This is a genomic window from Pseudoalteromonas sp. 20-92 (assembly GCF_030847595.1).
Lineage (GTDB): Bacteria > Pseudomonadota > Gammaproteobacteria > Enterobacterales > Alteromonadaceae > Pseudoalteromonas > Pseudoalteromonas fuliginea.
Window position 1 is genome coordinate 92,087 of sequence record NZ_JANJGQ010000015.1, and the last position, 15,835, is coordinate 107,921.

At 38.9% G+C, this 15,835-nt stretch carries 10 protein-coding genes; 4 read left to right on the forward strand and 6 right to left on the reverse strand.

What is annotated here, in order from left to right:
• Positions 1 to 2: 2 nt before the first annotated feature.
• The 5 genes from NRL14_RS13565 to NRL14_RS13585 all read right to left on the reverse strand — a co-directional run bounded on the left by NRL14_RS13565 (position 3) and on the right by NRL14_RS13585 (position 9,484).
• Positions 3 to 2,555 carry a glycoside hydrolase family 88 protein gene (locus NRL14_RS13565; RefSeq protein WP_306724883.1) on the reverse strand — a complete coding sequence of 851 codons (2,553 nt, stop codon included), beginning with the start codon at positions 2,553 to 2,555 and terminating at the stop codon, positions 3 to 5.
• Between the two features lie 57 nt (positions 2,556 to 2,612).
• On the reverse strand, positions 2,613 to 4,058 hold the full coding sequence (gene uxaC / locus NRL14_RS13570; RefSeq protein WP_188085296.1) for a glucuronate isomerase: 1,446 nt from the start codon (positions 4,056 to 4,058) through the stop codon (positions 2,613 to 2,615).
• Positions 4,059 to 4,122: 64 nt separating this feature from the next.
• On the reverse strand, positions 4,123 to 4,752 hold the full coding sequence (gene eda / locus NRL14_RS13575; protein ID WP_007377238.1) for a bifunctional 4-hydroxy-2-oxoglutarate aldolase/2-dehydro-3-deoxy-phosphogluconate aldolase: 630 nt from the start codon (positions 4,750 to 4,752) through the stop codon (positions 4,123 to 4,125).
• A gap of 14 nt (positions 4,753 to 4,766) precedes the next feature.
• Positions 4,767 to 6,236 carry a glycoside hydrolase family 28 protein gene (locus tag NRL14_RS13580; RefSeq protein WP_306724884.1) on the reverse strand — a complete coding sequence of 490 codons (1,470 nt, stop codon included), beginning with the start codon at positions 6,234 to 6,236 and terminating at the stop codon, positions 4,767 to 4,769.
• A gap of 218 nt (positions 6,237 to 6,454) precedes the next feature.
• Positions 6,455 to 9,484: a TonB-dependent receptor gene (locus tag NRL14_RS13585; RefSeq protein ID WP_306724885.1), complete on the reverse strand. Its 3,030-nt coding sequence runs from the start codon at positions 9,482 to 9,484 to the stop codon at positions 6,455 to 6,457.
• A gap of 564 nt (positions 9,485 to 10,048) precedes the next feature.
• Between NRL14_RS13585 and NRL14_RS13590 the strand changes: the two genes are divergently transcribed.
• Positions 10,049 to 10,819, forward strand: a complete 771-nt coding sequence (locus NRL14_RS13590) for a rhamnogalacturonan acetylesterase (RefSeq protein ID WP_306724886.1) — start codon at positions 10,049 to 10,051, stop codon at positions 10,817 to 10,819.
• A gap of 64 nt (positions 10,820 to 10,883) precedes the next feature.
• The gene (locus NRL14_RS13595; protein WP_306724887.1) at positions 10,884 to 11,375 is read left to right on the forward strand and encodes a DUF2798 domain-containing protein; all 492 of its coding nucleotides are present in this window, start codon (positions 10,884 to 10,886) and stop codon (positions 11,373 to 11,375) included.
• Between the two features lie 68 nt (positions 11,376 to 11,443).
• Here the strand turns inward: NRL14_RS13595 and uvrA are convergent, their stop codons facing one another.
• Positions 11,444 to 14,002, reverse strand: coding sequence for an excinuclease ABC subunit UvrA (gene uvrA, locus NRL14_RS13600; RefSeq protein WP_306724888.1), 2,559 nt, complete (start codon positions 14,000 to 14,002; stop codon positions 11,444 to 11,446).
• Positions 14,003 to 14,257: 255 nt separating this feature from the next.
• Here uvrA and NRL14_RS13605 point away from each other — a divergent pair, with 255 nt between their 5' ends.
• Both NRL14_RS13605 and NRL14_RS13610 read left to right on the forward strand, forming a co-directional pair.
• The gene (locus NRL14_RS13605) at positions 14,258 to 14,662 is read left to right on the forward strand and encodes a hypothetical protein (RefSeq protein ID WP_306724889.1); all 405 of its coding nucleotides are present in this window, start codon (positions 14,258 to 14,260) and stop codon (positions 14,660 to 14,662) included.
• A 487-nt stretch (positions 14,663 to 15,149) separates the two neighbouring features.
• Positions 15,150 to 15,761, forward strand: coding sequence for a rhomboid family intramembrane serine protease (locus tag NRL14_RS13610; protein ID WP_149605182.1), 612 nt, complete (start codon positions 15,150 to 15,152; stop codon positions 15,759 to 15,761).
• Positions 15,762 to 15,835 lie beyond the last annotated feature (74 nt).

The following is a 15,835-nucleotide window of genomic DNA, read 5'->3' on the forward strand; positions in this document are numbered from 1 at the left end:
ACTTACTTTACTGAGTTATCTATACCTAGTAGCTTAACCATTTCGATACCAGCCAAAATGTATGGTGCAACACCTTTGGGATCGTTACGGCTAATAGGTTCGCTCATGTAATAGTCATAGCTTCCATCACGACCAAAACCTAACCCTGCTACGTAGCATTGATTTAGCATAGAAACAGTTCCATCTTTATGAACAAGGGTAAATTCACTGAGTAAACCTTTATAAGCTGATTTTACTAAAGCAGTATATTCTTTAGCTGCGTAGCCTTTATTGATTGCTTTGGCATAAAAGTAAATAAACATTGCTGTGGCTGACGACTCGCGGTAATTACCGCGCTGCGCAGGTTTGTTAAGTATTTGCCACCATGTTCCGGTGTTTTGATCTTGAACACTTTTAAGGCTAACGGCAATCTCACCAATCATTGTGACTAAAAAATCACGCTGCTCGATATTTTCTGTCGGAATATAATCCAGTACATCAACAACAGCCATGGCTAACCAGCCCATGCCGCGAGCCCAAAATTCTTGCGACAATCCTGTGTTTTTATCAGCCCAACTTTGTGCTTTTAGCTCATCCCATGCATGGTAGTAAAGCCCTGTATTTGAGTCGCGTAAAAATTCGCGAGTAAGTTTAAATTCGTTGACTACTTCATTAAGCGTTTCTTGCTGTTTATGACCAAGCTCGAATTTTTTTGCATAATGAGCTAAAAATGGCATACCCATGTAAACACCATCTAACCATACTTGACCTTGGTATTTCTTTTTATGCCAAAAAGCACCAGCAGAGGTGCGTGGTTGATCGTGCAATTGTTCTCTAAGTGTTTCAATAGCTACACGGTATTTAGCCTCACCTGTACGCTCATATAAGCTAATTAAGTTTTGGCCGGGGGGGATGTTATCAATATTGAAGTTACTTTTTTTATACGCATAAATTTTACCTTGATCAGAAATGAAGCTCGCGGTTACTTTTTCAATGACTTCGCTGTACTGTTTTTTTCCGGTCAATAGAGCTAACTGATTATATGCGTAAGGCTGAATACCAATGATATCGTATTCAAATTTTGGTAAGCGTTTACGGTTTACATCCCAGCCCATATAGTGATAACCAAGTACTTTATGAGAAAGCTCGGTGTCAGCTAATGCCTGTGTCCACTTTAAAGCACTTTTTGCATCAAGTGGTGCTTTGAATTGAGCTGCTGATAAACGCGTTTTAATTCGCAAACGTGGTTTTTGTGTTAATTTTTCGGCTTCCTTGTTTAAATAATCAATAAAAGCATCTTTACTATTTATGCCGCTTTCTGGTTGCCACACTGAAGCAAAATAGTAATTAACACGTTGCTGAGATTTATCCCCTTTAGGCTCAAGTATCGCGAGATAGTTGTTTTTATCTTCAGTTACTTTTTTTAGATCGCCTTTTTTGAAAAAAATAGCCATACCAAGTGGTGATTTATCTAAGCTTTGTTTACCCCAACTAGCAATATAGCTATAGCCATAGTTACTTAAGTTGCTTAAATCACCTTGTATGAACACAGTATTTTCATGTTTAACAATGCCTGTAGCCATATTCGGTAAGTCTTTACTTAGCTTTAGTGCTACATTTGCTAGGCGTGAACCTGCATGCATACTAATATCAGCAACAAGATTTTGTTGATTATATGAGCTTTTCCAGTCGTTATAATCTAGCTGTACACTCGCGCGTAAATCGCCATTTTCGACAATGCGTGCTGTCCGTGTTTTTACATTGGCGACGTGCTCAAGCTGGTTTTTTGTATTCATTACACCAAAGCCGCCTGCACCGAGAGAGCTTCCTACTTTAAGGATATCCATCCCCCAACGTGCTTTGTGATGATAAGATTCATATCCATCTAAGCCAACTTGGTGTAACACGGGTTCTGGTGTTAATTTACCGAAAATATCAAAGCCATTTCGCCAATCTAAATAAAAGCGATAGCCTACTTTGTCTGATTCAATACCGGGTCCTTCATAGCGTATCCAATTTGAATGGTCCGTATAGTAATCTGGCGGTGTAAGTGATTTAACATTTTCAAAATGACCTCCAACGTATTCTTTTTTACCTGTATTTATTTGGTGTTTAGGGGGGCGACTATGCGGGTGCCATTGCCCAGCAACTTTATGGGCAAGATCTGCCTGTACTCGTTTTACTTTATCGACAGGTTTAACACTAACAGGTGTATTTTCAATAGTAATACTGACAGGTGTGCTGTTATTTAAATCAACAACAAAGTAAAGTCCGTCAACAGTGCCATCGTAGTCAATATCAACTGCTTGACTTGGAAGTTCCACATCAGCACTGAAAACGCTGAATGCTTCTTTTGATGTGAGGCCTAAGTCGTAGTAGCTCACGTAGATAGGCTCATCAGGACGTGCAAAATCAGAGGGGTTACTGATTTCTATTTGTGCTAAAGGGGGCGCTTTTTTAAGTGTTGGTAATGCTGCAATGCTTTCTTTTTGCTGGCAAGCCGATAGAAACAAACTTGCAAAAATAATAGCACCGGATGTGAGTGCAAACTGTTTTAAAGGGGCGTTTATTGTCATAATCTTCTCCCAATAATAACAGCCAAGCAAAAAGTACTTGGCTGTTAATTAAATAAGCTAATCTAATTTATATGCTTTTTTAACTAACCCATAGGTTAATTGATAAGCTAACGTGTGAGCTGTTTCTTCATTAATTTGATGATTTGTTACCAGCTCGGCTAAATATCGGCAATCTACTCTGCGTGCTACATCATGACGTGCAGGAATTGATAAAAATGCTCGCGTATCATCATTAAAGCCCACCGTGTTATAAAATCCAGCAGTTTCAGTTGCTTGCTGACGAAATCTTAACATACCTGCGGGGCTATCATGGAACCACCATGCTGGGCCTAGTTTTAAACTAGGGTAGTGGCCTGCGAGGGGCGCAAGTTCACGACTGTAAGTTGTTTCATCAAGGGTAAATAGAATAATCTTTAGATTTGGGTTATTTCCGTATTTACTTAACAGCGGTTTAAGTGCATTAACATACTCGGTTTGACTTGGTATATCTGCGCCTTTATCTCGGCCAAATTGATTGAATATTGGTAAGTTATGATTTCGGTGTGCCCCCGGATGAATTTGCATCACTAGGCCATCTTTTATACTCATTCCAGCCAGTTCAGTTAGCATTTGGGCGCGAAAAAGCTCTTGTTCTTGTTCTGTTGCTTGACCTGTACGGCATTTTTCAAAAAGGGCTTCACATTCATTTAAACTTAAATCAGCAGTTAGTGCACTAGGGTGACCATGATCAGTTGCTGTTGCTCTGCCTTCTTGTTTAAAGTAATCACGGCGAGTTTGAATTGCACTTAGATAACCTTGCCATGTAGCAGTATTTTGGCTGGTTAGTTCACCTAGTTTTTTTATATTTTCAATAAAGTCTTCTCGGCTTGCATCAACAACATCATCTGGTCTAAACGAGGTAATAACACGTTTTTCCATCGATGTACCAGCAATCGCTTTATGGTGCGCGAGTGTATCCAAAGCACCTTCAGTTGTTGCAATTAGTTCAATGTTGAATCTGTCCATCAGTGCTTGTGGCTTAAATGCTTTTGTTGCTAAGGCCGCCGTTATTTTTTCATAGTAGTCTTGTGCATTTACAGAGCAAAGTTTTTCTGTAAAGTTAAATACATCACTAAATACCGCATCTAACCAGTAACCACTTGGTGTGCCAGCAAATAGGTGATAATTGTCAGCAAAAATTTGCCACGCTTTTTTTGGATCCGCATTTCTCGAGCGTTCCATATCGCCTTCAAGGCCATGCTCGGGGATCCCTAGCGTGGTAAGGTCAATACCTTGGCTGTACAGCATTCTAAATACATAGTGATCAGGTTTAATAAAGAGTTCAGTTGCGTTGCCAAAGTTCTTATTTTCGTTAAACCAACTTGGATCCGTATGCCCATGTGGGCTAATAATTGGTAAATCCTTTATTTTTTCATACAGTTGGCGTGCAATCTTAATAACGCTTGGATCACTTGAGAAAAGACGGTCCGGGTGTAATTTTAATTGTTCAATATTCTTCGTCATGGAAATTCCTGCATTCATTTCTTTTACCTATTTAGCCACCGGTGGCAAATTTTATAAACTTAAATTATTTAGCTTCGAGTACGTGTGAACATGCCTGTGTAATAAGTTGCCACTGTTTATTTATCACCCATTGAGGATTGGCTACCCATGTACCACCTACGGCAAAAACATTACTCAGAGCTAAATATTCTTGATAATTATCTTGATTTATTCCACCTGTTGGACAAAAGCGAACATCTTTAAATACGCTCGATACTGCTTTTAAAAAAGGCTGGCCTCCAGCAAGAGAAGCGGGGAATAATTTTTGTTCATTAAAACCAAACTCTGTTGCAAGTAATATGTCAGAAGTATTTGATACACCAGGTAAGCATGGAACTTCACAGCTAGAAAGCGCATCCAGTAATTTAGAAGAGACGGCAGGAGTAACAATATAATCAGCACCTGCGTTAAGTGCCTTGTCCAAAATATGTGTACTCGTCACCGTTCCTGCACCAACAATAAGGTTTGGTATTGCGTGTTTTATAGCTTTTAAGGCATTAATCGATTGCTCTGTTCTTAATACAACTTCAACAAGATGAATCCCTGATTCGTACATTGCGTTTGCTATATCAATACCTTGTTGTTCATCATTAGCTTGAATGATTGGTAAAATAGGTTGTGATGCCATTAATGCGGAAAACGGTTTATTGCTCATTCATTTACTACCTTTTACTGGGTTATTTTAGCTAATGACATTGGTTGTTTGTTTAGTGTGACATTATCAATGGTAAAATTAGTCACATGGTTAACGATTGATTCATCACCGACTTGGTCAAAGTGGCTGTTTGTTAGCGTAATATCTTTAATTGGATCACGGGCAAAGCCATTAAGATAAAGGGCTTTACTGAGTACATTTTTACAATGTAAGTTGTCTATTTTTATATCGCGGACAATGGGATCAAATTGCCCCGCATCGCCTTCTTCGTAGTAAAAGTTAATTACAATCGCATTTTTAACGGTACCAACTTCAATATTACGAATACGGATGTGTTCAATTAAACCACCTCGAACTGAGTTGGTCTTGATTCTAATAGCACGCTCTAAATGGGGGCTATCCATAGTACAATTTTGTACAAAAACATTATTCACACCGCCAGAAATTTCACTGCCTATTACGACGCCGCCATGACCTTCTTTCATATGGCAGTTTTCAATGACAATATTTTGTGAGGCTGTATTTACTCTGCGTCCATCAGCGTTTCTTCCTGATTTAATTGCAATGCAGTCATCTCCGGTATCAAATACACAATTTTTAATATGGACGTGATTACAGCTTTCAGGGTCGCAGCCATCAGAATTAGGTCCATGGCTTGAAAAAGTGACATCGCAAACCGTAACACTATTACAAAGTACAGGGTTTACTAGCCAAAATGGCGAGTTTTTAATTGTGATACCTTCAATAAGTACATTATTACAGCGATAAGGTTGTATAAAAGGAGGGCGTAAATAAGCGCCATCAGCATAAATGCGCTGCTCAACGGGGATATGTTGCTCAGCATCTCGCATTAACTTATCTCGAGCTGTTTTTTGCTCAATTATCTGGCCATTATTGTCAGTTAAAAGCTCCCAGTGAGCCTCTTTGTGCTTACCTTTCCATGGCCACCAAGTGGTATTATTTGCATTACCTTCAAGAATCCCTTTGCCTGTTATAGCAATATTTTCTTGCTCGAAAGCATAAATAAGTGGTGAGTAACCCATCATTTCCAGGCCTTCCCAGCGGGTAAATACAGCTGGAAGATAGTCTTCAGGGCTTGTACTAAAACTGAGTATAGCGCCTTCCTCTAGATGTAAATTAACATTAGAAAGTAGGTGAATTGCGCCTGTTATAAATTGACCTTGAGGAATAATTACCTGTCCCCCTCCTTGGGCGTTACAGGATTTGATTGCATTATTAATTGCGACAGTATTGTTAGTTTTATTATCGCCGTTAGCGCCAAAATCGATAATATTAAATGTTTTATCTGGGAACGAGGGGACTTTAATGGATGATTTAATCGCATCTGCCATTTTCCAGTCATCACCTTTTACAGGGCTGCTTAGCATATCGACAAGGGGGACTGATTTACATCCAATTAACGCTCCTCCAAGTAATGTACTAGATGCAACTGCCTTTATAAAAAATCTACGTGTATTATCCATGTATGTATCCTACAGTGTGGCACCTTATTTATTATTAGTAGTGCTGTTGGTACGCTTAACTAACACGATTAAATATTATTGAGTTAGTTATTATAAATTAACTTTATCAGCCATTGCCACCGGTGGCAATTTGTTTTTGTGATAATTAAAATCACTATAGCTTTTTGATATAAAATAACCGGTAACAAAGTTACCGGCTATTTTAGGTAAGATCATTGTTAGAATGATCCGCGCAAGCCTACTAAAAATTGACGACCAGAGGATAAGCTCTCATAAGGACGCTGGGTATAAATATCATTCCATTGTTCTTGTTTTTCGTCCGTTAAATTAACTGCTTCAAACGACACACTCATCGATTCGCTCAACTCATAGCGAGCAGAAAAGTTAAGTTTAGCTTTTGCATCATAACCACGTACAAAAGTAGATTCATCCTTATATTCATTGAGGTACTGTTTGTTATACCCACTGCGGTAGTTATAAGAAAAACGTGCCGACCAGCTTTCTTCTTCATAATAAAGTGTAATGTTGTACGAATTTTTGGACGTTTCTTCTTCTACCAAATTTAGCTCAGTACCATAAAAAGGGTCTTCAACATCGCGAGAATAATCAATGTAGGTATAGTTTGATTGCAGACCTAAATTATTAAATGGTGCAGGTAAAAATGTAAAAGGTTGCTGATAGATAAATTCAGCCCCCCACATACCCTCGGCATCCGTATTAACGAGTTGAGATACTTGCCAAGTTATAGTACTTGGATCCATATCACCAATATCAATCCCGAGTCGATCCAACTCATCTTGCGTTAATACCTCATCACTACTGTCCTTAGTTAAGCCAGTAATATCTTTATAAAATAATGAAGTTGCAATAAGCGACTCTTCTGCAAAATACCATTCTAGGCCTACATCATATTGTTTCGATTTGTAGGGTTGTAAAGAGGGCCCCGCGCCACGTTTAATTGATGCTGTAGGATCGTTTTCATCAGGGACATTAACACTAATCGATGAGCGTAAATCAGACAATTTAGGGCGAGTTATCGCATGTGAATAACTAAAGCGACCAACTAGATCTTCAGTGATATCGTAAGCAATATTTAACGATGGCAACCATTCGTCACCTTTACTTACTGATTCGCGCCAACTGTAGCCGTTATCAAAATTTGCACCGTCGCCGCGACCTGCTGTGTAACCATCTTTATAGATGTGGTCTAAATTAACGATGCGACTGGTATTTTTATTATCAACATAACGTAAACCTATATTACCGCGCAGTTCATTATCAAAAATGTCGTGCCTAAAGTTAAGTTGAGCATACGCTGTTGTTACTTCTTCTTTAATATAATATGTGCGTTTATATTCTTCTTTAGCTTCGAAAAAATCACGACCTGAAAATGCAGCCATCATTGCATTGTAATCAGGCGTTAACCATGTGCCATCGTTTAGTGTAGATGTGGCAGGTACTGAAGCATCATTACCAAATTTGACACCTTGTTTATCTAACGTAGTTGAAAATAATAAGCCATTTATTTGTGAATTATCTAAATCCATAACGCGTGTTTCAGCACTTTTTCCACTGGTTTTATTTGTTTCTATATTAAGGTCTTTCCACGAAGATCGATAATCATGCTGCTCTGTTTCAAACGAACGTTGACCTACACCAAATTTAACTGTGTATTGGTCATTTATCTCGTAGCTAAAATCGATTTTAGCTGTACTATTTTCACTCTCAATTGTTTGAGCGCGGTTACGTGTTAGAGCTGCGGCGTAGTTGTTACCATCTACCATTGAATTTTCTAAATCGGTACGTGTAAATGTGGCGCCAGGGGCTTGGCCAGCAGCAAATGCAAATGAAGGCATGGTCGAATTTAACTCACCACTGTTTATTGCTACTCCACCTGGATTATTTATTAATTCCAAAGGGTCAATATTACTATCGTAACTATAAGCAACAGTCGAACCTGCGCTATCGAGTGCAAATGTTCTAGAGTAAGGAACGTCTAAATCAGATTTACCCATACCAACTAAAAAGTTCATTTGGAGGCGATCGTTAATATACCAATCACCAGAAAAACTTATTTGGTCAAAGTCAGACTCAGCCTTATCTTGACGAGCTTCAGAGCGAATAATTGCATTAGAATAGGCTCCCGCTACAATTGTATTGTTATCATCTATATGGATGTTTTCTGGAACAATGTCTTTTTGGTCACGTAACAATACAGAGTATTGATATTCATCCATTGTTGTATCAAGGGCTGCATGTAATATGTCTAAATTCATAGACAGGTTGTCGGTGGGAGCGTATTGAAAAGCAACCGTTGCACCTAAACGTTTTTGCTGCTTAGAAAAAATAGAATAGCGAGGGATACGCGGTAAATATAAGCCATCTAAATTATCATCAGTATAGTTACCATTTTCTTGTAATAGTGTTTTAGGCGAAGCCGTTAAATAGTTAGTGCCGCCTTGCGTTACAGGTAAACCATCATCTTGGTATTTTGGGTTATTGACGGTCCAGCGCACACTTGATGATCCTTCGCTTTGTACTGTTCCATCGCTGTAAGCAACCGATGCTAACACTCCAAATTTGTTATCCCAGTTATTGCTCAGCATAAATGAAATGCGAGGGGATACATCCTCAGAAATGTCGTTGTAGCGGGCGTTTACGTTGTAAGAACCTTTAAAACCATCATACTGAAATGGACGCGCCGTTTGTAAATTAACATTACCTGAAATACCGCCATCTTCCATTTCGGCAGAAACTGTTTTATCGACATCAATTTGAGTAAAAAGCTCAGATGCAAATACATTATAATCAAATGCACGAGAAGTATTTGAACCGCCAGCAGCATCTGTTGCAGCACCAGCAGATGCTGATTCCATACCGTTAATAGTTGTTTTAACAAAGCGAGAACCTAAACCACGAATCGTGATTTGACGACCTTCGCCGGCATCTTCTTCAATTGAAATTCCGGGTACACGAGCAAGAGAGTCTGCTACATTTAAATCGGGGAATTTACCAATGTCTTCTGCAATAATGGTTTCGCGTGTGCCAACAGCTTCACGTTTTGCCATAAGAGCTGCGTTAATGCTACCGCGATAACCTTTTACTTGAATGATTTCTATGTCATCGCTGTCGTCACTGGCCTTTTGCTGTGATTGCTCAGCTGCAAAAGCATTGCTAGTAATTACGCCACCTAAAATAAGATAGGTCATGAGTGTGTTTAGTTTAAAGTTGTGTGTAATTGCTGCCATTGCGATCCCAGTTGTGTTTTATTGTTATAAATTACATGGCCGTGTCGGTGTTTTGCCATGTGTTTGCTATATTTAACATAAATGACTGAAAAATATATGTTTAAGTAATTTAATTTAAAATGCCAATGAATGAACGATATAAATTGCTACCGGTGGCGCGCGATGAAAACTATACCTAAAAATAGCGACTGTCAAATAATAAAAACAATAAAATTAATACTTGGTTCACATAATTTAACATTTAATTATCTGAGATAGACTAGGGTTTGTTTATCTTTCGAGGTTAAATTTGCAGCCGTTTAGACAAGGCGGATGCGGAAGCTTTGCTCGGTTTTTACTTAGCCCACTAGGCAAAAAACCGAGCAAAGCGATTTGATCGCCCCTAAGTTGAACAAATATCAATCCAAAAAGTTCAACACTCTCTAAACACAACTGAATAATATATTGACTATATATTATTTTATTTGCCACCGGTGGCAGTTGTGTTATTTTTAATAAAAGCCTTTGAATTAAATCAGTCAATTAGCCAAGCGTTATAGCTTATTTCGTAAGCAGGAGATAATAATGATAAAAAAAATAGTAGGCTCAATACTAATATTAAGTAGTTTTTTTGCAATGAGTAAACAAGGTACAACACATATATATATGGCTGGGGATTCAACCATGTCTATTAAAGATGTTAAAGACTATCCTGAAACAGGGTGGGGTATGCCATTCAGCATTTTTTTTAATGAATCAGTTTCGGTGGTCAACTTAGCTAAAAATGGTCGCAGCACGCGTACATTCAAAACCGAAGGGCTATGGAAAAAAATAATAGATAATATTCAAGTTGGTGACTACGTGTTTATTCAGTTTGGCCACAATGATGAATCCAAGAAAAAAATAGATAGGTATACCTCACCGGATCAGTTTGCAGATAATCTTACTCATTTCATTAATGATATTAATGCTAAAAAAGCACATGCTATTTTACTCACTCCAATTACGCGTCGTTACTTTAACAAAATGGGTACTTTAAAAGAGACACACCCTATATACGCTGATAAAGTCCGTCAGGTTGCACAAGAAACAGGTGTTGATTTTATAGATATGGAAAAGGTAACCACGGCTTATTTTCAATCTTTGGGTGATAAAGGTTCTGCACTTCGTTTTATGCACATTGGTGCAAATTTACTCCCTAACTACCCATTTGGGGTAACAGATGATACGCATTTAAATCAGCTTGGTGCACGCGAAGTCGCACAATTGGTATTAACTCAACTAAAAATATTGAACCACCCATTGGTAAAAAAGCTACGTACTCCCGATCCAAAGCATTTAAAACTAAAAGGTTGATATTATCAATTAATTTGCTATAGTTGACTTTATCATCTATTTAACGTGTGAGGCATGCCCAAAAATGAGTACATCCGTATCAGCAAATCCAGTAATGGTTGAGCCTAAAAAAACACTTGTAATTTATAAAATACTGGTTATGGTTAGTATTATTACCTTAATTGGCGGTACTCTAACTGGCATTATGACTTATATGAATGTGGGTGTTACAGAGCATTTTTATGCAGACTGGTTTACTTCATTTATAAGTGCAGTACTTGTAATGGTGCCTGTTGGTTTTGTAATGATGACCTTAATACATACGCTAGTTGCCCAGTTATTACCTAATAGCAGTGAGCTTAAACGTAATTTAGTGATTAGTGTTTTTATGGCGCTGATCATGGAGTCGGTGATGGCGTTTGTTACCGCTACTAATAATATTGGCTATGCGGATATGCGTTTATTTTTAACTGGATGGGCTGAAGGTTTATTAGCTGCATTACCAATAGGTTTAACTATAATGCTGATAATGTCGGTTACGGTAAAACCTAAAATAGAACGCTTTTTAAAAAGCTAAAAAGCTAAAAAGCTAAAAACAAAAAAGAGCCATTGGCTCTTTTTTGTTATTTAGTGTTCACCTGCTCTCTAAATTGCGCCATTCAAAAAAGGTGCTGTTCGGCTTATTTTAGATTGAGCTACCTTTGTAGGTTTCCCTTGCGCTACAATTAAGCCGCCTTCTTCGCCAGCACCGGGTCCTACATCTATAACCCAGTCACTATTGCGGGCTACTTGCATATCGTGTTCAACCATAATGACGGTATTGCCAGCATCAACTAATTTATTTAACTGCGCCATTAACATTGATACATCCGATGGATGCAGACCTGTGGTTGGCTCATCAAGAATATAAAGGGTGTTACCGCGCTGCGCACGTTGCAGCTCGGTTGCTAATTTAATACGCTGCGCTTCACCGCCCGAAAGCTCAGTGGCAGGTTGCCCTAAACGTAAATACCCAAGACCAACTTGCATAAGTGCATCGAGTGCTCGCAGTATTGCAGGTTCATTTTCAAAAAAGGTATGCGCCGATTCAACCGTTAAATTGAGGATCTCGCTGATGTTTTTATCGCGATATGTAACCTCAAGTGTTTGCTCGTTATAACGTTTGCCATGACACACTTGGCAAGGTGAATAAACACTAGGTAAAAACAGTAGCTCTATACTCACAAAGCCAACGCCTTCACAGTTTTTACAGCGACCTTTAGCAACATTAAACGAAAAGCGACCAGCATCGTAACGGCGCTCTTTTGCTTTCTGTGTTGAAGCAAATAGTTTACGCACGTGATCAAACAAACCCGTGTAGGTAGCTAAGTTTGAACGAGGGGTACGGCCAATCGCTTTTTGATTTACGGTAATTAGGCGGCTTATATTATTTATACCTTCAATGATTTTTCCGCTGGTGTGTGTTTGCAGCTCCTGTTCGAGTAAGTCGGCTTCGTCGGTTGGCGCTTGTGTTACTACTTTTTGCCCTAGCGCTTCGTAAACAAGCTCTACTAACGCTTGGCTTACTAAGCTTGATTTACCAGAGCCCGAAACACCAGTAACGGTTGTCATAACACCTAGTGGAAATTCTGCATTGAGTTTTTTAAGGTTGTTACGCTCAATATCAGCCAATTTTAACCACGCTTTTGGCTGCCTTTGCTCCTTTTTTTGAGCGCTATTTTGAGTAGATTTTTGACTGGCGTCTTTAGCAAAAAGGTGGCGGGCAGTGTGCGAATTTTTTACTTTGCTTAACCCTTCAACAGGGCCGCTGTAAATAATGTCGCCACCATGCACTCCTGCATCAGGGCCTACATCAACAATCCAATCGGCATGTTTAACAACGCTAAGATCGTGTTCAACAACAAATACAGAATTGCCAGCCGCTATTAACTCGTCGAGCGCTTTTAAAAGTGCTTGTGTGTCGGCAGGGTGTAAACCCGCTGAAGGTTCATCTAGCACGTAAACCACCCCAAATAATTTAGAGCGAATTTGTGTGGCAAGTCGCAATCGTTGTAGTTCTCCGGGTGAGAGCGTTGGCGTTGTGCGCTCAAGCGACAAGTACCCTAAACCAAGCATGGTTAGTGCTTCAATACGGGTAAGAATATCGCTGGCAATGCGCTGCGTAACAATGGCTTGCTCTGGATTTTTTGTATTTTTATTTATTTTGGTATTGGCGGCATTACTTAGTTTTTTAGCAAGCTCGTTTAATGTAAGTTGAGATAGCTCGCCAATATCAAGCCCTGCAAATTTAACACTTAACGATGCTTGTTTTAATTTTTTACCTTGGCAAGTAGGGCACTGCGATATTTGCATAAACTGCGATACGCGCTTTTTTGTACGCGGGCTTTGGGTAGTAGCAAAAGACTGTAAAACAAAGCGTTTAGCGCTTGAAAACGTTCCCATGTAGCTTGGATCTTCGTTATTTTTTATCGCATTTTGTGTTTGCTCATAGGTGTAATCTGGGTATACCGGCACAGTAGGTGTTTCGTCGGTAAATAAAATCCAATCGCGCGCTTTTTTAGAAAGCTTATTCCAAGGCGTGTCTATGTCATAACCAAGCGAGGTAAGTATACGGCTTAGGTTTTTACCTTGCCATGCTGGTGGCCACGCTTCAATGGCGCGCTGGCGAATAGTTTTTGTATCGTCTGGCACAAGTAGCTTTTCGGTTACTTCAAACACTCGGCCTATTCCTGAGCATTCTGGGCACGCACCTTGTGGCGTATTCGGCGAAAACGCATCGGCGTAAAGTATACCTTGCCTCTTGGGGTATTCGCCTGCGCGTGAGTAAAGCATGCGTAGCGCGTTAGAAATAGTTGTTATGCTGCCAACGGATGAACGAACCGACGGTGCGCCGCGTTGCTGCTGCAAAGCAACGGCAGGCGGCAGCCCTTCAATAGAATCAACATCGGGCTCATCAACTTGATCTATCAACCTTCGGGCGTACGGCGATACTGAATCAAGGTAACGGTGCTGCGACTCAGCAAACAGCGTTCCAAACGCAAGCGACGACTTTCCAGAGCCCGATATTCCTGTAAAAACAACCAATGCGTTACGAGGTAAATCAACGTCTACATTTTTCAAGTTGTGAACGCGTGCCCCTCTTACTTGAATGCTATTACTGGGATCAGATAAATTCATTGTTGAGTTTTTATGTGTGCTTGCCATACGTTTATACTCCTGTTTAATCGCGCTTTTTACTTTAAGTTAGCTTTGAATTATTTACTCTTATCACTCGTTATTACCCCAAAGTAGCGCAAGCACACTGAATGAGCGCTTAGTCTGTAGTGGCGCAGCCAAAGCGCTGGGTAAATAACGATGATTGTTTGTTTACATAATAGGTATGGAATGCGAATATAATTTAAACAGTTATTGTTATGTAATTTACTAGGTATGTTACTTGGTAATAAAAAGGAACTAACAGTGAATAAAGTCTTAGTGATTATTTTATTGGTGCTTTCGTGGGCAACCCAAGCCGACTCTATTAAAGCGCTAAATGTTGACCGTGCAGTACCAAATAGCATGCACTTATCGTTTGCAAACGATAGCAACATAACCCCTAAAAAAGGGGATTTTAAAATCGTTAATTATGTATTAATGAGCAATGAAGAGGGTGAACGCTGGGCTGTTATAACGCTAACTAACTTATCGTCGGGCAATCGCGAATTAGGCGAGGAGCACTTACTTGCGCTTTTTGCTGACGGCAGCCGATTCATGCCAATGGAATTTAAACTCGGTTTTAAAGGCAACGAAACACAATCGGTAACTGTATCGTTTGCCGATTATAAGTTCCCTATTTTAAGTGTGTATTCGAGTAACGATTTGTAACTAATATTAGTGCAATTATGCTGCCTTAGAGTATTTTTGCGTATTGTATTAAATGCCAATTTTGTAATTGGCGGGATCACTGAGATACTATTTGTGCTAGTAATACTTACCCAATCAAAAGTATGGTCTTAAAAACAGAATAACAAGCCCCTATAATGGCAAAATAGTGTGCTGTTGGAGTTACTTTTCAGCTTGGTAATATAGCGAAGGTTTTTAAAGTATTGAGTATCTGCAAATTGCATGTATCCATTAGTCGGCTTAGAGCTATAAGCGGTCATTCAGGTGAGTCGTTATTAACTTAGTAAGAATAAGAGGAAACTTTCCCTTTTTTACATAGCGAAATAACCTACAGCAAGCATAATATTTATAGCTGGTAATAACTTACACTATTTGCTATTAATATAAGTTCACAAAATAAGGACGTTTTCGCGCTAAAATAGGGAAAGTGTCCTTTGATAAAGATGTTAGCTATTAAGGATGATTCGGCGTGAAATTCTATTTTCCTATCTTTACATTAATACTTTGTATATTGGTATTATGCATTTCATCTTTTGTAGCTTATGAAGTTCATGGCTCTATATTTAGTAAAGTTAAAATTTTAGAGTTACGAGAATATGGTGGCGTTACATTTCAACAATTAGGGAACTTAGAACTCTGGCGTTTATTTTCTTCTCAATTTGTTCATGTTAAACCTATTCATATGCTATTTAATGCAATCTCATTGTTTTTCATTGGTTACTTTACTGAGAAACAACTAGGCGGAAAGAACCTTACCTTACTATTTTTTGTTTCGGGAGTTGTTGGTACTTTAGCGAGTATTATATTTATCCCTGCGCCTTATAATGTTGGAACAGGAGCTTCACAAGCTGTATTGGGTTTAACCGCTTGTGGCTTATTATTAATGGTTAAAGGGCTAAATAAATCTATATGGTTAAAGTTAGCTTTAATTTTTTGTATTGTTCCTGCAATGGCTTTAGATATAATTTATTCTGGCTTTCCTAAACTGGGTCATATAGTTGGTTTTGTAGTAGGTTTAATTATTAGCTTATATTATTTATCAAAAGCTAAAACATCAGGCTATCAAGTCGTAAATAGCTAACAAGTGACTATGGTGTCAATTCCTAATTTTAAACCATTTTAGGATCCCACATGACACCATCTCTCACCATAGAA